16 protein-coding genes are annotated in these 19,543 nt (G+C 70.8%); 8 read left to right on the forward strand and 8 right to left on the reverse strand.

What is annotated here, in order from left to right; all coding sequences use genetic code 11:
* Positions 1-5: 5 nt before the first annotated feature.
* The 5 genes from AUV07_RS13860 to AUV07_RS13880 form a co-directional block, all read right to left on the reverse strand.
* A complete protein-coding gene (locus AUV07_RS13860; protein WP_062637016.1) occupies positions 6-1,139 on the reverse strand; it encodes a bifunctional 2-methylcitrate synthase/citrate synthase in 1,134 nt (377 codons plus the stop codon).
* A gap of 77 nt (positions 1,140-1,216) precedes the next feature.
* A complete protein-coding gene (prpB, locus tag AUV07_RS13865; protein ID WP_062637018.1) occupies positions 1,217-2,125 on the reverse strand; it encodes a methylisocitrate lyase in 909 nt (302 codons plus the stop codon).
* Positions 2,126-2,268: 143 nt separating this feature from the next.
* Complete coding sequence (locus tag AUV07_RS13870; RefSeq protein ID WP_062637020.1) at positions 2,269-3,795, reverse strand: MmgE/PrpD family protein; 1,527 nt, start codon at positions 3,793-3,795, stop codon at positions 2,269-2,271.
* On the reverse strand, positions 3,792-4,457 hold the full coding sequence (locus AUV07_RS13875; protein WP_082802973.1) for a GntR family transcriptional regulator: 666 nt from the start codon (positions 4,455-4,457) through the stop codon (positions 3,792-3,794). Before AUV07_RS13875 ends, AUV07_RS13870 begins: the two co-directional genes overlap by 4 nt.
* 192 nt (positions 4,458-4,649) lie before the next feature.
* The gene (locus tag AUV07_RS13880) at positions 4,650-5,594 is read right to left on the reverse strand and encodes an EamA family transporter (protein WP_062637022.1); all 945 of its coding nucleotides are present in this window, start codon (positions 5,592-5,594) and stop codon (positions 4,650-4,652) included.
* A 38-nt stretch (positions 5,595-5,632) separates the two neighbouring features.
* On the opposite strand from AUV07_RS13880, the gene AUV07_RS13885 reads away from it, so the two are divergent.
* The 8 genes from AUV07_RS13885 to AUV07_RS13920 all read left to right on the forward strand — a co-directional run bounded on the left by AUV07_RS13885 (position 5,633) and on the right by AUV07_RS13920 (position 13,952).
* Entirely contained in the window at positions 5,633-6,169 is a 537-nt protein-coding gene (locus AUV07_RS13885) for a CGNR zinc finger domain-containing protein (protein ID WP_062637024.1), read from the forward strand.
* A 140-nt stretch (positions 6,170-6,309) separates the two neighbouring features.
* Positions 6,310-7,578 (forward strand): ABC transporter substrate-binding protein, encoded by a 1,269-nt coding sequence (locus AUV07_RS13890; protein ID WP_062637025.1) that lies wholly within the window; start codon positions 6,310-6,312, stop codon positions 7,576-7,578.
* Positions 7,579-7,677: 99 nt separating this feature from the next.
* Positions 7,678-8,661 carry a carbohydrate ABC transporter permease gene (locus AUV07_RS13895; protein WP_231868278.1) on the forward strand — a complete coding sequence of 328 codons (984 nt, stop codon included), beginning with the start codon at positions 7,678-7,680 and terminating at the stop codon, positions 8,659-8,661.
* Positions 8,661-9,515 (forward strand): carbohydrate ABC transporter permease, encoded by an 855-nt coding sequence (locus AUV07_RS13900; RefSeq protein ID WP_017204137.1) that lies wholly within the window; start codon positions 8,661-8,663, stop codon positions 9,513-9,515. Before AUV07_RS13895 ends, AUV07_RS13900 begins: the two co-directional genes overlap by 1 nt.
* Entirely contained in the window at positions 9,512-11,428 is a 1,917-nt protein-coding gene (locus tag AUV07_RS13905) for a hypothetical protein (RefSeq protein ID WP_062637030.1), read from the forward strand. Before AUV07_RS13900 ends, AUV07_RS13905 begins: the two co-directional genes overlap by 4 nt.
* Positions 11,425-12,207 (forward strand): dimethylmenaquinone methyltransferase, encoded by a 783-nt coding sequence (locus tag AUV07_RS13910; RefSeq protein ID WP_062637033.1) that lies wholly within the window; start codon positions 11,425-11,427, stop codon positions 12,205-12,207. Before AUV07_RS13905 ends, AUV07_RS13910 begins: the two co-directional genes overlap by 4 nt.
* On the forward strand, positions 12,177-13,121 hold the full coding sequence (locus AUV07_RS13915) for an aldo/keto reductase (RefSeq protein WP_062637035.1): 945 nt from the start codon (positions 12,177-12,179) through the stop codon (positions 13,119-13,121). The genes AUV07_RS13910 and AUV07_RS13915 overlap by 31 nt, the downstream gene beginning before the upstream one ends.
* 21 nt (positions 13,122-13,142) lie before the next feature.
* Complete coding sequence (locus AUV07_RS13920) at positions 13,143-13,952, forward strand: amidohydrolase family protein (protein WP_062637036.1); 810 nt, start codon at positions 13,143-13,145, stop codon at positions 13,950-13,952.
* 191 nt (positions 13,953-14,143) lie between these two features.
* Here AUV07_RS13920 and AUV07_RS13925 read toward each other — a convergent pair whose 3' ends face one another.
* The 3 genes from AUV07_RS13925 to AUV07_RS13935 are packed head-to-tail and all read right to left on the reverse strand — an operon-like array spanning position 14,144 to position 19,483.
* Positions 14,144-14,794 (reverse strand): GntR family transcriptional regulator, encoded by a 651-nt coding sequence (locus tag AUV07_RS13925; protein ID WP_060922931.1) that lies wholly within the window; start codon positions 14,792-14,794, stop codon positions 14,144-14,146.
* Between the two features lie 19 nt (positions 14,795-14,813).
* Positions 14,814-15,419, reverse strand: coding sequence for an SGNH/GDSL hydrolase family protein (locus AUV07_RS13930; RefSeq protein ID WP_062637039.1), 606 nt, complete (start codon positions 15,417-15,419; stop codon positions 14,814-14,816).
* Positions 15,410-19,483: an Ig-like domain-containing protein gene (locus AUV07_RS13935; RefSeq protein ID WP_062637040.1), complete on the reverse strand. Its 4,074-nt coding sequence runs from the start codon at positions 19,481-19,483 to the stop codon at positions 15,410-15,412. The genes AUV07_RS13930 and AUV07_RS13935 overlap by 10 nt, the downstream gene beginning before the upstream one ends.
* Positions 19,484-19,543 lie beyond the last annotated feature (60 nt).

Below are 19,543 nucleotides of genomic sequence, written 5' to 3' on the forward strand. Positions count from 1 at the left end.
CGCCGTCAGCGGGCGATGTGCCGCTCGTCGGGGCCGTCGTAGTGCGACAGCGGGCGGATCAGGGCGTTCGCGCCGGCCTGCTCGATGACGTGGGCGGTCCACCCCGTCACCCGTGCCGCGACGAAGAGCGGCGTGAAGGTGAGGGTGTCGAAGCCGATGAGGCTGTATGCGGGACCGGACGGGTAGTCGAGGTTCGGGTGGATCCCCTTGCGCTCGACGAACTGCGACTCCAGCGCGTCGTACAGCGCGGCGACGTCCTCCCGGCCGTAGTGCGCGACGAGGGTGTCCAGCGCGGCCTTCATCGTCGGCACGCGGGAGTCGCCGTTCTTGTAGACGCGGTGCCCGAAGCCCATGATCTTGCGCTTCTCCGCGAGGGCCTTGTCGAGCCAGGCCTCGACGGCGTCCGCCGAGCCGATCTCCGTGAAGATGTGCAGCACCGCCTCGTTCGCCCCGCCGTGCAGCGGGCCCTTGAGCGCGCCGATGGCGCCGACGACCGCCGAGTAGATGTCGCTGAGGGTCGAGGTGATGACCCGGGCGGTGAAGGTCGAGGCGTTGAAGGAGTGCTCGGCATAGAGGATCATCGATCGGTTGAACGCGTCGACCACGACATCGTCGGCCTCCTCCCCGAAGGTCATCCAGAGGAAGTTCGCCGAGTAGTCGAGGTCGTCGCGCGGAGCGATGAGCTCCTGGCCGCGACGGCGACGCTGGCCGTAGGCGACGATGGCCGGCAGCGCGGCGAACAGGCGGATGCTGCGCGCCAGGTTCTGCTCGGGGCTGCCACCGGCGTCGAGCACGGAACCGCCGGCCTCGGGGTCGGATGCGCCGATCAGGCTCACGGCGGTGCGCACCTCGTCCATCGGGTGCGCCTCGAGCGGCACGAGGTCGATGGCGGCCTTCACATTGTCGGCCAGGGCGCGGTGCTTCCGCTCCTCCAGCCGGAATGCGGCGAGCTCGTCGCCCGTCGGCAGCTCGCCGTTCCACAGCAGGTACGCCACAGCCTCGAAGGACTGCGTGTCCGCGAGCTCCTGCACGGGATAGCCGCGGTAGAGCAGGCTGTTCGTCTCGGGGTTGACCTTCGAGATCGCCGTCGTGTCGACGACGACCCCCGCGAGGCCCTTCTTGATGTCCGGCTCGGTCATGGCCACTCCTTCGTGTACTTCGACTCGTCGCTGCGCTCCTCGCTCAGCAACCGCGTCGTGTGTCCGCTTCGCTGCGCTCAGCGACCGGTGTTGTCGAGTGTGAAGTTGAAGACGCCGGAGTCGAAACGGTTGTACGACTCGTAGTCGATCAGCTCGTAGAGGTCGGCGCGGTGCTGCATCTCCCCGAGCTTCGAGGTCAGGTGCCCCTCGTCGTTCAGCGTATCGAGCGCACGGCCCGCCGCCCCCATCGCGATCCGCAGCAGCGACACCGGCCAGATGACCATGCGCACCCCCGCATCACGGAGAGCGTCGACGGAGAACAGCTCGCTCTTGCCGAACTCGGTCATGTTCGCGAGGATCGGCACGTCCAGCGCCGCGGCCATGGCTTCGAACTCGCCGATCGTGCGCATCGCCTCGGGGAAGATCGCGTCCGCCCCCGCGTCGACGAGCGCCTTGGCCCGGTCGATCGCCGCGTCCAGCCCCTCGATCGCGCGGATGTCGGTGCGCGCCATGATCAGGAAGTTCTCGTCACGGCGGGCATCGGCGGCCGCGCGGATCCGCTTGATCGCGGTATCCTCGTCCACCACGGCCTTGCCGTCGAGGTGTCCGCAGCGCTTCGGGTTGATCTGGTCCTCGATGTGGGTGCCGGCGAGGCCCGCGTCTTCGAGCTCCTGGATCGTGCGGGCGACGTTCATCGGCTCACCGAAGCCGGTGTCGGCGTCGACGATCGCGGGCAGCTCGGTCATGCGGGCGATCTGCTTCGCGCGCCCGGCGACCTCGGTGAGCGTGGTGAGGCCGATGTCCGGCAGCCCGAGGTCCGCGGAGAGCACGGCGCCCGAGATGTAGACGCCCTCGAACCCCTTCTCCTCGATGAGCCGGGCGCTCAGCGGGTTGAACGCGCCGGGGAACCGCAGCAGCTCCCCCGAGGCGAGCCGCTCCCGGAACAGCCGCCGCTTCTCGGCGGGCGTCGTGGTGGAGTACAGCATCAGTTGCTCCTTCGTGATCGTGCTTCGACAGGCTCAGCATGCTTCGACAAGCTCAGCAACCCAGCGGCGCTTCGACAGGCTCAGCGGTGCTTCGACAGGCTCAGCAACCCAGTGGACTGGGTCCCTGAGCCTGTCGAAGGGCATCAGAACAGGCCCGTCGGGGCGTCGGCGTCGTCGAGCAGACCCGGCATCGCGACGATCGAGAGCTCGGCGACCTCGGCGGCCGTGAGCTCGGGCAGGCGCTGCACGAGCTCGAGGAACCGCTCGATCTCGGCGGGCTCGAGCACGGGCTCCGCGAGCAGGCGGAACTTGGCGATGTAGTTCTCCCGCGCGAACGGGCGCGCGCCGAGGGGGTGGGCGTCGGCGACGGCGATCTCGTCGACCACGGTCGAGCCGTCGGTGAGGCGGATCTCGACGCGACCGCCGAAGGCCTTCTCGTCCGGGTCCTCCGAGTGGTAGCGGCGGGTCCATTCCGCGTCCTCGGCCGTGGTGATCTTGTGCCACAGCGCGACGGTGTCGGCGCGGCCGGCGCGCTCCGGCGTGTAGGAGTCGACGTGGTGCCAGCCGCCGTCCTGCAGCGCCACCGCGAAGATGTACGGGATGGAGTGGTCGAGGGTCTCGCGGGAGGCCATCGGGTCGTACTTCTGGGGGTCGTTCGCGCCCGAGCCGATCACATAGTGCGTGTGGTGGCTGGTGTGCAGCACGATCGACGCGATGTTCGCGGGGTCGCGGAGGGCCGGATTCGCGGTGCCGAGCTTGCGGGCGAGGTCGATCCACGCCTGCGCCTGGTACTCCGCGGAGTGCTCCTTCGTGTACGAGTCGAGGATCGCGCGCTTGGGCTCACCGGCGGCGGGCAGCGGCACCTCGTAGGCCGCGTCCTTCCCGTCGAGCATCCAGGCGATCACGCCGTCCTCGCCTTCGTAGATCGGTGCCGGGCTCGTCTGTCCGCGCATCGCCCGGTCGACCGCCTCGACGGCCATCTTCCCGGCGAAGGCCGGGGCGTGCGCCTTCCAGGTGGAGATCTCGCCCTTGCGGCTCTGACGCGTGGCGGTCGTGGTGTGCAGCGCCTGGCCGACCGCCTGGTAGATCGTCTCGACGTCGAGGCCCAGCAGCGTTCCGATGCCGGCGGCGGCGGACGGGCCGAGGTGCGCGACGTGATCGATCTTGTGCTTGTGCAGGCAGACCGCGCGCACGAGGTCCATCTGGATCTCGTAGCCGGTGGCGATGCCGCGCACGAGCGCGCGGCCGTCCTTGCCGGTGTGCTGCGCGACCGCGAGGATCGGCGGGATGTTGTCGCCCGGGTGCGAGTACTCGGCGGCGAGAAACGTGTCGTGGTAATCGAGCTCGCGCACCGCCACGCCGTTCGCCCAGGCCGCCCACTCCGGGCTGGTGCGGCGGTCGAGCGGCGTTCCGAACAGGTTGGCGCCGGCCCCGCCCGTCGAGACGGGGTGGCTGAACGCCTGCGCGCGGGCGGCGATGATCGGCGCGCGGGTGAGAGAGGCGGCGGCGACGGCGGCGTTGTCGATGATGCGGTTGATGATCATGTCGACGACGGGCTGCTCGACCTCGACCTGGTCGACCGCGACCTCGGCGATCTTCCACGCGAGCTGGTCCTCGCGTGCGAGGTTCTCGGAGCTGGCGTGCACGCGGACGTGGTGGGTGACGGTCATGAGTGTCCTTCGCTGTCGGGGAGGGAGTCGAGGATGCCGGTGAGCGCGTTGTGCAGGTGCACGTGCGTGGCATGGGCGGCGAGGTCGCCGTCGCGGGCGGCGAGCGCCTCGGCGATCGTGCGGTGCTCGGCGGCGGAGGCGGCGAGCCGGGCGGGCTTGTCCCGCGCCATGCGCCGCACGCGGACGAGGTGGGTGCGGACCGTGCGCAGCGCCGCAGCGATGTAGTCGTTGGCGACCGCGTCGTCGAGGGCCGTATCGAATCGCGCGATCAGGGCGTAGTAGGCGTCACGCCCCTCGGCCCTGGTGAGGTCCACGTGCGCGAACTCGGCGGCGAGCGCGGCGAACCGGTCGGCGTCACCCCGGACGGCGGCGAGCCGGGCGGAGGTCTCCTCCAGCGCGCGGCGGATCTCGAACAGGGACCGGATGTCGTCGGCGTCGAGGTCGGCGACGACGGTGACGCGGGGCGACTGCTGCACGACCAGACCGTCGGCGGCCAGGCGACGCAGAGCCTCCCGCAGCGGCGTCCGGCTCACACCCAGGCGCTCGGCCTGCTCCACCTCGCCGAGCACGAAACCGGCCGGCAGCTCCCCGGACTGGATGCCGTCGAGGAGCGCCGCATAGGCACGATCGCCCATGGACGTGCGCTCGACAGGGAGGACCATTCCGCCAGTGTATACATAAACAGCCCCACTCGGTCGACTTCTCGGGCGCGAGCGGTCCATTCGTATACATAGCCTCCCCCGCCCCCTTCCTCGTCCGGGCACAGCTTCGGAGATCGGCCGGGACACGCGGCACCGCGAGGCCGGAGGCCGGCGTGTCGGCTCCGATCTCCGATGTTGTGCGCGCGAGTGGGCTCAGGCGGCAGGACGGGGCTCGCCCAGTTTGACCACGACCACGCCGGCGAGCACGAGCACGCCCCCGAGGGCCTGCAGCGGGCCGGGGAGCTGGCCGAGCAGGAGCCAGCCGAAGAGCAGGGCCGCCACGACCTCGGCGAGCGCGACGAACGAGGCCAGCCGGGAGCCGAGCATCCGCGTCGAGACGATGCCGAGCACGTACGCGAGGGCCGTGGCGATCACGCCGATCGCGAGGACCGGCACGAACCACGGCACCGCGCCGAACCGGTAGAGGACGTCGGCGGTCGTCCACGCGAACGGGAGCACGCCGATGAGCGCGGCGAGGCTCAGACCCACGGCACCGAGCAGCAGCCCGCTGCCCGCGAGGGCGATCGGCGGGATCCCGGTGTCGGCCCGGGCGGACAGCACGAAGTAGCTCGCGGCCCCCACCATCGCCCCGAGCGCCCAGAGGACACCGACGACGTCCACCTGCGCCCCGGTGAGGATGTCGAGCATGAGGACGAGCCCGACGAAGGCGATGACGGCACCGAGGATGCTGCGCCGCGTGGGCCGCTCGCCCCGGCGCAGCCAGAGCCAAAGGAGCACCGCGACCGGGGCGGTGTACTCGATGAGCAGCGCGATCCCGACGTCCATCAGCGCCACGGCCTGGAAGTAGCAGAGCTGGGTGGCCGCGACGGCGAGGAGGCCGTAGGCGGCGACCATCCCCGCGTTCTGCCGGAGAGCACGCCACCGCCCGCGAAGCGCGAGGACCGTGGGGACGAGCAGCACGAGCGCCGCGACCCAGACCCGCACCGTGACGGCGGCCCCCGGCGTCCACCCCGCATCGATGAGTCCGCGCGCCCAGGCCCCGGAGGAGCCGAACGCGAAGGCGGCGGCGACAGCGAGCGGCAGGCCGAGGCGCACCCCGGTCCGGGTCCGCGGAGTGTCATCAGCCACGGTGCTCATGAGGGATGACGCTACGCCGGCGGGAGTAAGCTGTCAACATGGTCTTCACCGATGACACGGAGGATGCGCTGCGCGCAGCGGTCTGGCTCGCGAACTCGGCGGAGGACCCGGACACCCTGGTCGACATCGACGACGAGAAGGCCTTCCTTCGGGTGTTCCCGTACACGGGACGGGTCGACGGGGACACGGTGGAGCTCGACGACCTCCGCGCTCTGCGGCCGCGCCTCCGCGCCATGCTGCTCGCTCCGCGCGACGAGATGGCCGCGCATGTCAACGCCGCCCTCGCCGAGGTGCGCCTGACCCCTCGCCTCGTCCGCCACGGCGAGCTGGACTGGCACCTGCACGGGCTCGCCGACGAACGCCCGCTCGCCGAACGGGTGCTCGTGGAGACGGCGATGGCCCTGATCGACGTCATCCGCACGGACGAGGGCTCTCGCCTCACCGTCTGCGCGGACGGGACATGCCAGGCGATCGCCCTCGACCTCTCCCGCAACCGCTCCAAGCGCTACTGCTCGACGAGCTGCGCCAATCGCAACGCCGTGGCGGCGTACCGCGCCCGCCGCGCCGCCGGCTGACCGCGCCGCGCGCCCCGCTCGGAGGCCGCAGACCGGAATGCGGTCCGAGCGGGTTCGATGCTGCCCGCTCTTCACAAACGATTATCGATTAGTGTAATGTCGCGAGCGGCCCTCCCTCATGCATCAGGAAAGGATCAACGATGATCAAGGCCCGAGTCCTCCCCCTCGCCGGCATCGCGGCGGTGTCCGCCCTCGCCATCGCCGGCTGCTCGACCACCGCCGGCGACGACGGCGGTGACGCCGGCGGCGACGTCACCGTGCGCATGCTCGTGAACGTCACCCCGAACCTGACCGAGGAGTTCTGGAACGACCTCGTCGCGCCGTTCGAGGACGCCAACCCGAACATCGACGTCGTCATCCAGAACCCGGGTGCGGAGGGCGTCGAAGCCGCCGTGCCGCGCCTGCTGGCCGCCGGCGACGCTCCCGACGTCGTGCAGTCCATCGCCCCCACCACCAAGCTCGCTCCCGAGCTCGTCGACCTCTCGCAGTACGAGTGGGCGTCGTCCGGTCCGCTCGCCGACCAGTACTCGATCGACGGCAAGAACTACATGGCCGGCATCGGCGTGCAGCTGCAGAGCCTCTTCTTCTACAACAAGACGGCGTTCGAGGAGGCGGGGATCACGGAGGTGCCGACCACGGTCGACGAGCTCACCGAGGCCCTCGGCAAGCTCAAGGACGCCGGGTGGACGCCCGTCCAGACCGGCGGCGACTGGATGACGAGCCACACCCTGCAGGCGCTGGGACTGCCGACCATCATCGCCGAGGACCCGGAGTGGTTCCAGGACATCTCGGCAGGCGACGTCACCTTCAGCGAGACCTACGGCGATGCGGTCGAGACCTACGCGGACTGGGTGTCCGAGGGCTACATCCCCGGCGACGCCCTGGGCATCAAGTACCCGGACGCCGAGCAGGCCTTCCTCTCGGGCAAGACGGCGGTGTACTCGATGGGCAGCTGGTTCGCCGGCACGCAGGCGAAGGCCGCCGACTCCGCGGACATCGGCGTCTTCCGCGCCCCCGCCATGAGCGCCGACGAGCAGCCCGCGATGGGCGCCAACATCGCCAGCCCGTACTCGATCCTCAAGGCGAGCAAGAATCAGGACGCGGCGGCGAAGCTCATCGAGTTCCTCACCACCGACCAGACCGCGGTGAGCGACCAGCTCGCGGTCGACGGCAACTTCCGCGACGGCTACGAGTACGACATGACGCCGCTCGGCGAGGAGCTGCTGCAGATCGTGGCCGACACCCCGGCCGAGGCCTACACGCCCACCGGCGGCGGCTACGGCGAGCGCACGCTCCCCGACGGCTACTCCGGCGAGATCAACACGCAGGCCCAGGCCCTGCTCGGCGGCGCACCCGCCGACCAGGTGCTGCAGGCCATGGACGACTGGTTCGCCGCCAACGCCGGTTGACCCTCGCGGCGCCCGGGACGCGACATCCGTCCCGGGCGCCGTCCCGGCGCTGCCCCAGCGCCTCCCCCCGAACGCGCCACCGAGAACGAGAGTGCCGCCATGACTCCGCCCACCACGACCGCGCCGCCTCCGGCCGCCGCCGCCACCCCGACAGGACCATCGACGCCGATGAGCTCGCCCCCCGCCCCGCGCCGCCGCACGGCGCTGCAGCAGTGGCGGAACCGGATCCCCGGCATCCTCATGGGCGGCCCGGCCGTCGCGGTCTTCCTCGCGATGTTCGTCATCCCGATGATCCTCGCGGCGGTGCTCAGCTTCACCGACTGGAACGGCTACAGCCTCAACTTCAACTTCATCGGCTGGGACAACTACATCAAGGCGTTCCGCAGCCCGCGCTCGACGCAGGCCGCGATCTTCACGGGCGTCATCGCGGTGGTCGGCACGATCCTCTGCAACGCCATCGGACTCGCGATCGCCGCGCTCATCTCCGGGCCCGGCCGCTCGAACACGATCCTGCGCACGATCTTCTTCTACCCGTACGTGATCAGCGCCCTCATCATCGGCTTCCTCTGGTCGGCGATGCTCTCCCCCACCGGCGCCGTCAACGGTCTGCTCAGCACGCTCGGCCTCCCGGCGATGCCGTTCCTCACGGACCCGACCTTCGCCAAGGCGAGCGTGATCTTCACGATCGTGTGGTCGCACTTCGGCTTCAACATGATCCTGTTCCTCGCCGGCATCAAGTCCGTCCCCGCGGAGTACTACGAGGCGGCGACCGTGGACGGCGCCTCGCGGTGGCAGCAGTTCCGGTCCATCACGCTGCCTCTCATCGCGCCCGTCTTCACCGTGAACCTCGTGCTCACCCTCGTCGGGCTCCTCAAGGCGTACGACGTGGTGCTGTCGCTCACCGACGGCGGACCTGCCGGCTCGACGCAGACCATCGTCTACCAGATCCTCAAGGACTCCTTCGCGAACTCGGCCCTCGGCTTCGGCGCCGCGCAGTCCATGATCCTCCTCATCGTCACCGCGGTCGTCGGCCTCGCCGTCACGCTGGTGCGACGCCGCGCCGAGCAGAAGGCGACCGACTGATGAAGCAGACCCGCAACCGCCCGGCCCTCGCCGTCAGCACGATCCGGTGGATCGTCCTCGGCGTCGTCGCGATCACGATGCTGATCCCGATGTACACGATGCTGATCAACGCGTTCAAACCGCAGGCCGACATCATCGAGAACCCGCTGCTGATCACGCCGCAGATGTTCACGTTCGACTACCTGTGGGCCGCGATCACGAGCAGCAAGTTCAACGTGATCGCCGCGTACGGCATCACACTGCTGTTCGTCGTGCTCGTGAACCTGTGCTGCATCGCCCTCGCCGCGCCCGTCGCCTACGTCATCGCCCGCGGGCGGTCGAAGTGGCACCTGGGACTGCTGCTCCTCTTCGTCTCCGGGCTCTTCATCCCCGGTCAGGTGACGCTGATCCCCGTGGTCTTCGTGCTGCGGGTGCTCGGGCTCATCAACACGATCCCCGGGTTCATCCTCTTCGAGACGGCGGCGACCCTGCCGGTGACGATCTTCCTGTTCACGGCCTACCTCCGCAGCGTGCCGCGTGACATCGACGAGGCGGCGTCCCTGGACGGCGCCGGGCCCATCCGCGCGTTCTGGGCGTGCATCTTCCCGATCATGAAGCCCGTCGTCGCGACGGTCGTGGTGCTCAACTCGATCGGCGTGTGGAACGACTTCGTGAGTCCGCAGATCATCCTCGGGCCGAGCTCCGGGATCTACACGGTCACCACCGGCGTCTACGCGGCGGTCGGACAGTTCTCGACCGACTACACACAGGTGTTCCCGACCCTTCTGCTGGCCGTGCTGCCCGCGATGGTGTTCTTCATCGTGATGCAGCGCCACATCATCGGCGGCCTGGTCGCCGGAGCGACGAAGGGATGACCGTGCCGGAGACTCCGCTCACCCGTCCGCTGCGTGCGATCCCGGCCTGGGCCGTGCTGCAGCGCCGGCTCTTCGCCGAGGTCGAGGAGGCCCGCCGCCTCTTCCGCGACCGCTACACGCTGCCGGACGGCCGCCTCCGCGGCGTCGCCGAGTTCATCGACCGCGACGGCGTCGACGACCTGTACGAGCCCTTCTTCAACTGGCCCGCGTTCTACCTGCTCGGCGGCTCCGACGAGGTGCTCGCCGACGCCAAGCGGCACTGGGAGGGCGTGACCGTGCAGCTCGCCGAGGCGGGCATGCTCACCGAGGAGTACGACAACGGCTACGACTGGTTCCATCAGGGCGAGTCGCTGCTGTTCCTCGCCGGCATCTGCGCCGCCGACCCGGCCGACTCCGCGTTCGCCGCGCGCGCCGCCCGGTTCGCGGCCCTCTTCACCGACCCCGCACAGGGCAACTACGACGCCGAGCGCAACATGATCCGCTCGCCGCACAACGGCGCTCTGGGTGCCCGCGAGGGTCTCGACGAGAAGATCGTGCCGTACACCGCCGACCGCAACGAGATGCGCCCCTACGGTCTGCCGCTGCACGGCCTGGACGGCATCGCCTCCTGGGACGACCTCGCCGACCCCGCCCATGCCCAGCGGATGGCGGAGGAGATGCAGCGCCGGGCAGCCGGCGATATCGCCGTGAACCTCGCCGCGACCTCCCTCGCCGCGAACCGCTGGCTCTACGACGGTGACGAGGAGGCGGCCGCCTGGATCCGCCGGTACGTCGACGGCTGGCGTGCGCGCGCGGCCGGCGGGCTGCTCCCCGACAACGTCGGTCCGGACGGCACCGTCGGCTCCCTCCACGACGGCCGCTGGTGGGGCGGCCACTACGGCTGGGCCTGGCCGCACGGGCTGCACTCCGTCGGCATGAGCGCTCTGATCGGTGCCCTGAACCACGCGCTCGTCACGGGCGACGACGGCGCCCTCGACCTCGTGCGCACCATGCTCGACACCGTGCTCGCCGAGGCGCGCACGGGCAGCGTCGCGGAGTCCACGTACAGCCTGCGCGGCGGGTGGATGGCCCGGCTCGGCGCCGCTGCCACCGAGCCCGCTCTGCTGGTCCCCTACCGCCACGGCGCGGACGGCTGGTTCGACTACGGTCCGCTGCAGCTCGACCTCCCCCTGTGGCTGTGGTGGTGGTCGCGGCGGTCGTCCGACCGGGAGCGGCTGGAGACGGCGATCGCCGGCCTCCCCTCCTCCGCCGACCTCGTCGCGCCGTTCCGCGACAAGGAGGAGGCGGGTCACGAGGCCGGCTGGTTCGCGTACCTCTCTGGCGACCTGCCCGACTATCCGGTGCGGGCGCTGGAGATGGCGCTCGGCCAGGTGGCACGTCGTGCCGCGATGATGCTCGCCGACGCCCGCGACCCCGACGCCGCGCACCTGCACTTCTGGCAGCGCGTGAACCCGGTGGTGACGGAGGTGCTGACCCAGCTCGTCGGCGGGGCGCCGCAGGTGCTCTACAACGGCGGGCTCGGTTTCACGGCGCTCCGCTACGAGGACGTCGACCGCGCGCGGCCCGGACTCCCGGAGGACGTCGCCGCGCTCGTGCACCGTCTCGACGACGACGGCATCGGCGTGCAGCTCGTGAACACCTCTGCCGTGCACACCCGCACCGTGCGGCTGCGCGGCGGGCGCTTCGGCCTCGACCGGATCGTGCGGGTCACGGCCTCCGGCGAGGAGCCCGGCTTCTGGCCCGGCGCCTCGGGCACGTACACGGCCCCGGACGCCCCGACCGTCACCACGACTTTCGACGTGGACGACGACCTCGTGGTGGCCCTGCCCCCGGCGCACACCGCCGACCTCGACCTGACCATCGCGCGTGCGACCGGATCGCCGCGCCACCTGTTCCCTGAAGGAGACGCATGAGCGCCGATCTGATCCGACCCGACTTCGCCCTGCCCGTGCGGGGTGGGGCCTACCAGCGGCCCTCGCGCGAGGTGGTCGACTCCTTCGACGCGATCTCCTCCGCCACCGCGTGCGCCAAGCTGCACGGACTCGGGATCCGCCGCAGCTACATCGACGGACCGGAGCCGCTGAGCCTCGGCCAGCGCGTCGTCGGCTCGGCGCTGACCCTGCAGTTCATGCCGCAGCGCGAGGACATGGCCTCGGGCGACGGCCAGGAGTACGCCGAGCGGCACACCGCCCTGTGGCACGTGCTCGAGGCCGTGCAGCCCGGCGACGTGCTGGTGATCCAGGCGTACGGCAGCCGGTTCTCCGGGTGCATCGGCGACATCCTGGCGCGCTACTTCGCGCGCAAGGGCGGGGCGGGGATCGTCGTGGACGGCCGCATCCGCGACGCCGGCCGCATCCGCGAGCTCGGGATCCCGGTGTGGTCGACGGGCACGACCCCGCACTACGCCTCGCAGTCGGAGCTCGTGCCGTGGGCGTACGACGTGCCCGTCGCGGTGGGCGGGGCCCTGTGCATGCCGGGCGACCTCGTGGTCGCGGACGACGACGGCCCTGTCGTGGTGCCGCAGGCCATGGCGCCGCGGGTCGTGGACGACGCGCGCGATCACGAGGAGTGGGAGGTGTTCAGCCGCCGCCGTCTCGACGAGGGCGCACGCCTGAGCGACTACTACCCGTTGACCCCCGACAGCCGCGAGGAGTACGAGGCATGGCGTTCCGTCCAGAGCTCCGTCCGCTGAATCCCGAGGTCGCCGCCCGCGACGACGTCGGACTCGGGTGCGCGCCGATCGGCAACCTCTTCGCCCCTGTGCCCGACGGCGACGCGGTGGCCACCGTGCAGGCGGCGCTCGCCCGCGACGTCCGTTTCTTCGACACCGCACCGCTGTACGGCTCGGGCGAGAGCGAGCGGAAGCTCGGCCTCGCCCTGCGCGGCGTGCCGCGGGACGACTACGTGATCGCGACGAAGGTCGGCCGGGTGCTGGTCGATGCGGACGGCCGCCCCGTCGCGGGCGCCGCGAGCGGACACGACTCCGTCGTCGACCTCAGCAGGGACGGCGTGCGGAGGAGCCTCGAGGGCAGCCTCGCCCGGATGGGTGTCGATCGCGTGGACGTGCTGCACCTGCACGACCCCCTGGACGTGGAGGCGGCGTTCGCGACGGCGCTTCCGGCCCTCGCCGAGCTGCGCGACGAAGGGGTCGTGCGCGCGATCAGCGTGGGCCTGGGACGGCTCGACCCCCTGGAGCGCTACGTCGCCGAGGCGCCGCTCGACGTGGTGATGGAGGCCGGTCGGCTCACGCTGCTCGACCGCACCGCCCTGGACCGGCTGCTGCCGACCGCGGCGGCCCGAGGCATCGGGGTGCTCGCGGCCGCGGTGTTCAACTCTGGCATCCTCGTCGACCCGGTCGGCTCCCCGTTCTTCGAGTACAAGCCGGCACCCCCGGAGCTCCGGGAGCGGGCACAGCGCCTGCAGGCCGTGTGCGCCGCGTACGGCGTGCGCCTCGCGGATGCCGCGGTGCAGTTCCCGCTGCGGCAGGGTGCGGATGCGGTGGTCGTCGGGGCGCGCACCCCCGCCGAGGTGGACGCGTTCGTGGACGGCATCGACGCCGCGCTGCCCGCCGCACTGTGGGACGCCCTCGACGCGGAGGCTGCATGACCGCGCGGCCCGGGAGCTGACGTGCGGATCGTCGACGCCCATGTGCACGTCTGGGATGCGGACGCCGTGCCGATCCCGTGGTTCCGCGACGACCTCGGGCTCCCCCGGCAGGCCGCGGCCGCTCGTCTCGGACGGGAGCTGACCGACGCCGGCGTCTCCTCCGCCATCGCCGTGCAGGCGGCGGACTCGGTGGCGGAGGCGGAGTGGCTGACCGCGACCGCGGCCCGCGACCCGTTCCTGCGACGCGTGGTGCTGCAGTACACCCCCGCGCCGGGACGAGCCGCCGGCGCCACGGCGGTCGCGTTCTCTCCGGCCGTGGTCGGCGTGCGCGCCGCGGTGCCGCAGTTCGCCGCGGATCTCTCGGATGTGGACGGCCTCGACGCCCTCGCCGCCCACCTCGGCGCGACCGCCCGCACCCTCGAACTGCTCATCCGCCCGGATCAGCTGCCCGCCGCGGCCGCCCTCTCCCGACGGCACCCCGACACCGCGATCGTCGTCTGCCACCTCGGCCTCGGCGTCCGGACGGCCGATGGCGCATGGCTCTCCGCCCTCGCCGAGGCCGCGTCGGCTCCGGGCGTGTCGGCGAAGGTCTCCGGGCTCGAGCTCGCGGCGCGCGGGGTGGACGAGTCGCGGGAACTGCTGCGCTCCGCCTTCGCCCTCTTCGGCGCGGAACGGCTGATGTACGGCAGCGACTGGCCGATGTCCACGCGGACCACGACCTACGCGGAGGTGCTCGCCGCGACCCGGCGGGCTCTTCCTCCGCTGTCCCCGGCCGAGGCTCGAGCATTCTGGTCCGGCACCGCCGACCGCCTCTCCCCCTTCACCGCGTAGCCCCCCGTCGCAGATCCGCCCCGCGTCGCAGGGACTCCGGCCAGCCGTGCGACCTCGGTGTGAAACTGCGACCTCGAGCAGGGACTCCCCACCCCGGACACTTCCGCACCCCCGTCGCAGATCCTCACCGTGCCGCAGGGACTCCGGTCATGCGTGCGACCTCGGTGCGAAACTGCGACCTCGCGCGGGGGTCAGTCGAGGAGGGTACCGGCGGCGTGGGCGCGGAAGAGGGCGGACGCGGCCTCTTCGTCGCCGGCCTCCAGGGTGTCGAGCAGGCCCTTGTGCCAGTCCGCGACCTCGTGCCAGTCCCCCGTGAAGGTGGGGTCGCCGAGCACGTGCATGACGCGGAGGCTCGGCTCCAGGAGGTCCCACATGCGGGGGAGGTACACGTTGCCGCTGGCCTCGATCACCGCACGGTGGAAGGTGAAGTCGAGTTCGCGGAACCGGGCGAGGTCTTCCGCCTCCGCCGCCTCATGCATCTGCGCGATGAGGCCGACGAGCTCGGCGCGGCGAGCAGGGTCGAGCGCCCCGCAGGCCAGCCGTCCCGCCAGCCCCTCCAGCTCGACGCGGGCGACCTTGGCCTGCGCCGCCTCCTCCGCGGAGTAGCTCGCGACGAAGTTGCCCTGATGCCGCACGTGCGACACGAGACCCTCGTGGGCGAGCCGCTTGAGAGCGTCGCGCACGGGCGCCTGGCTCACCTGCATCTGCCGGGCGAGCTGCGACTCCACGAGCTGCTCGCCGGGAGCCAGCGTGGAGTCCTTGATCATCGCCTTGATGAGCGCGTAGATCTGATCCGACAGCAGTCCGCGCTGCAGTCCGGCCGTGCCGAGAGCATCCGTCATGACCATCAGTCTACGTCCATTATCGACTATCGCTAATGGACGCGGCCGTGCGCCAGGCATCCGCGATGAGGGCGGATCCGCGGGGTGTCGGGTGCACACCGTCCGGCGCGAGCTCGACGACCGGATACTGCTCCGCCGCCGCCGTGAACACCTCGTGCAGGGGCACGAACGCCGCCCCGCGCTCCGCGGCGAGAGCCCGCACCGCCGCCCGCTTCCCGTCGAGGTCGTCGAGCCACGCGCGCTGCTCCTCCGTCACCGGGAGGAAGTACGGCTCCATGAGGATCAGCCGCGGGGCGTGCGCGGCCACCGCGCGGCCGAGGAGGTCGCCGAGCGTGGCGGCGAACTCCTCGGCCGAGGTCGGGTCGTCGCTGTCGAACCGCCGCCACATGTCGTTCACGCCGACGTACACGGTCAGCAGCTCCGGCGCCGTGGGCAGCAGCTCCGCGTCCCACCGCGCGGCCAGGTCGCGGGCGCGGTCCCCCGCGATCCCGAGGTTGCGGACCGTGGCCCCCGCGGCCTGCAGCTCGGGGGCGAGGAGCGACACATAGCCGTCCCCGAAGGACTCCGGGTCGGAGCGATCGCGCCCCGCGTCGGTGATCGAGTCTCCGATGAAGGTCACCCGCATCGTGGCACGTCCTGTTCGTCGTTCTTGAGCTTCGGTCGCACCGAGATCGGGAGCTCGACGCTCGCGCCAGCGTACGTCACGGTGAGCGTGTGGTGCGGGCGCACCTTGCTGCTGTCGAAGCCGCTGACCATGTCCGCCGTCACCTGCTGGGTGGTGCGGGATCCGTCGCTCCAGTCCACGCCCAGCAGCATGCCGGCCACGTCGAGCTCCTCGCCGCGCACGTAGCGGGTCTTCGGGTCGGCTTCGGGCGCCCAGCAGATACCGGTCACGGTCGCGGGCGGCGGTGTCGGCCGCACGGCCAGGGTGTTCGTCTTGCCGTAGTGGTAGACGTTGAAGAAGCCGTCCGCACCGATGCGGAGGTTCTCCCTGGCGTCGACCATGTTCCACACGGTCACGTCGTCGACCCGGAGCACGATGCGGGTGCCGCCGTCCTCGGCGACGGCCCCGAACTCGATGCGGTGCGTGGAGCCCGGCTCGATGACCGTATTGGGGATGCTGTCGAGCATGGTCTGGCCCGGGGTCCAGCTCTGGAACTCGATCACGTCCTCCTTGATCACCGCGAGGTATCCGGTGTTGGAGTTCTGCCAGGCGGGAAGGCCGGTCTGGTCGGAGCGCGCCTGGAAGCCGTACCAGCCGCCGTCGAAGGCGCCGAACTCCGCCTCGAACTGCAGCAGGGTGTCGCCGAAGCGCTCGGCCTCGTAGCCGTGCACGCCCTGACCGCTGATCACGACACCCGTGTCGTCCACCGCGATGAGGTCGGACTGGCTCCAGTTCGCTCCGTCCTTCAGCTGGCCGTCCAAGCGAGTGGTCGGGTACTCGGTATCGTCCACGGTCACGGTGACCGTGTCGCTGAGGCTCGGATCGGCGACCGAGGTCGCGGTGATCGTCGCCGTGCCGGCTGTCACCCCCGCGATGCGTCCGCCGGAGACCGTGGCGACCTCCGGGGCGTCGGTCGTCCAGGTGACCCGGGCGTCGCTGGCGTCCTCCGGGGCGACCGTAGCCGCGACGGACCGCCGCTCCCCCACGGTCAGTCCCACGGCGTCGGCGTCCAGGCTCACGCCCGTGACCGGCACGCCGGAGAGCGAGAACCCGATGTCGTCGAAGTCGAGCGAGGCGTAGTTCTCCACGTAGAACCCGACCCGGCCGGCCGTGCCGGGGCCGGGGTCGGCGCCTTCCAGCGCGATCGCCCCGTTGACGGAGATCCGGATCTGCCCGTCCTGCACCGCGATACGGACGTGCGAGGTCTCGCCGGGGGTCAGGCCCTGTGCCGCCGGCACGACCTTCTCGGCGACGACCTTCCAGGCGTCGTCGAAGATCGTCCAGGTCGGCCCGGCCGCGGCCTGGCGGAAGCGGATGTAGCCGCCGCCCTTGCCGTTGCGGTCGTAGACGATGAGTCCCGCGTTGGCAGGGGTCGTGGCCGGCGCCGTGACGTCGAAGTCGAGCACGAACTCGGTGAAGTCCCGCGGCAGGATGCTGTTGGCGCCCTTGAGGATGCGGTACACCTTGTCACCCGACGCATCCACCTGGATGGAGCGGTTCGGGTCGGTCGGCCAGCCGTTCGCCCCCGACTCGAAGTCGGTGAAGTGCAGCACGCCGTCGCCCTCCTCGACGATCACCTCGATGGTCGCGGTCTTGGTGGCATCGGCTTTCGCCGTCGCCGTCACCGTGGTCGTACCGGGGCCCATGCCGAGCACCACGCCCTTGTCGTTGACGGTGGCGACGGCGGTGTCGGCCGAGGCGTAGGTCACCGCGGCGTCGTCGGCGTTCCAGGGCAGCGGCACGGCGCGCACGCGCACCTCGTCGCCCGCGTCGATCGTGAGCGTGTCGCTGTCGAACGCGATGTCCTCGAGCGGGATGGCCTGCGGCTGCTGCGTCTGCCCGATCGCGCCGTCGACCCCGATCTCGCCGAAGGCGATGGCCTCGAAGCCCGGGATCTGGTCGAACACGGCCGCATCGGCCTTCAGCGTGTAGTCGCCGTTCGCGGCGTCCACGAAGCCGGGGTCGGCGTCGGCCACCCAGTTGTCCTCGTAGTTCAGGAGGTTCTTCCCGTCCTTCGCGCCGTGCTCGTTGACGCCGGCCATCCGAGCCCGGTTCGGGTTCCACACGACGTTCTCCGCGAACGTGCTGTGGTTCGGGAAGTAGTGGTCGTCCTCGAAGAAGTGCGCGAGCTCGGGGTACTTCGTCAGATACGGCGTGCCGACGAAGTCGTTGTTGTCGGCGAACACCTTCTCCCAGGCCGGCATGTAGTCGCGGTCGACGACGTTGCCCTCCTGGTTGCCCATCCACTGCTCGTAGTTGTCGTACGGGGCGTAGGCGTCGACGAAGACGTTGTTGCGTGCCTCGATGTAGTCGGCCGAGCCGCTCTTGATCGCGCCGTTGCCCATGTTCACGAACACGTTCTTCTCGATCGTGAGATCCCACGTGAAGTTGTCGGCGTAGATGCCCTCGACGCCCGCCATGCCGACGCCGATGTCGTGGAAGTAGTTCTCCCGGAACACGTGACCGCGCTGCTGCGGGGTCTTGCCGGAGTTCATGTAGATCGCACCGAGGTCGTGGAACTGCTTGCAGACGTCGTACACCTCGTTGCGTTCGAACAGGTGGTCGTTGCCGTGCACGATGATCCCGGGGTGCGGAGCGTCGTGGATCTCGTTGTCCCTGGCGATGTTGCCGACGCCGTCGAACATCACGCCGGGGTTGTAGGCCTTGTGGTAGTACGCGAAGTCCGCGATCTCGGAGTTCTCGACCCGGTTGCGGCCGGGTTCGAGCGTCGTCTTGTCGCCGCCCTGGAGCACCACGCCGACGCCGCCGACGTGCGTGAGCCGGCTGTCGGTGACGGCGTGGTCGCGGCCGCCGCGGTTCACCGGGATGCCGTCGTAGGTGTAGCGCCCTGGCGAGTTGATGAGCACGCCGCCGTCGGTGAAGTTGCGGATGTCGCTGTGCGAGATCGTCACGTGCGAGCCCCCGAGGATGACCGCGGCCGTCGCGCGTCCGTACTCCATCACGAGGTCGTCGAAGTTCACGTAGGAGGCCCCGTCGGCGCGCAGCATCGGCTCGTCGAGCGTCGTGACCGTCACGGCGCCGCGGCCGGACGTGAAGGCCGCGTTCGGGATGAGGTACAGCTTCCCGGCGTCACGGTCGATGTAGTACTCGCCGGGGGCGTCGAGCTCCTCCAGCAGGTTCTGCGCGAAGTGGAAGTCGGGGAACCAGCTCTTCATGATCCCGGACATCTCGCCGTAGCGGAGGGTGATGGTCTTCGCCTCGGTGTCGATGCTCTCGATCTTGTTGTACGACCACTCCCAGCTGTAGCCGAAGATGCCGTCCAGCCACACGTCCTCGGCCTGGGTCCAGTGCTTCGGACGGTCGTAGCCGTAGCTGAACGTGCCGCCGCGCTCCTGCAGGTCGGCGTCGTTGCGGTCCGGCCCGGCGTCGATGATGTCGCCCATCTGCACGGTCGGGGTGGCCGCGTCGGCGTTGGGCCAGCGCGCGAGGGTCATGCCCTGGCCGTCGATGAACAGCTCCATGGGCGGGGTGGTGCTGACGTCGTTGGCCTTCCAGTAGCCGTGGCGGCTGAGCTGACCGTAGTCGGTGATGCCGAGGTCGGCGAGGTCGATCCCGACGACACGGTCGCGGGCAGCCGGGTCGATGATGCGGTCGGTCACCGCCGCGTCGTCGACCGCGGCGAACTGGTCGCGCGGCAGCTCGCGACCGCCGGTGAGGGTGGCGGTCTCCCCCGGGTACGAGCGGTAGGTGATGGGGGCGTCGGCAGTGCCCGAGTCCTGCGCGCCGATCTCGAACGACGCCGAGCGGGGGTACGTGCCCTCCCGGAGGTACACCGTGAGGCCGTCGTCCGGGAGCGCGGAATCCGCCTTCAGCGCGCGAATCCGGTCGCGGGCGCCTTCCAGCGTCGCGAGGGGGTCGTCGATCGTGCCGGAGGCCGCGTCGTCACCTCCCGGCGCGAGGTAGAGGGCGTCATCGTCCGCGGCCGCAGCCGCCGACGGGACCGCCGCAGCGAGGGCGGATCCGAACACCGCCGCCAGGGTCAGGCTTGCCAGTACACGCTTCATCGCGTCTCCGAACTGTCGCTTCCCGCACGGCCGATGCGCGCGGCGCCGCGGGAGCGGCTG

This window comes from Microbacterium sp. CH1 (assembly GCF_001595495.1).
GTDB lineage: Bacteria > Actinomycetota > Actinomycetes > Actinomycetales > Microbacteriaceae > Microbacterium.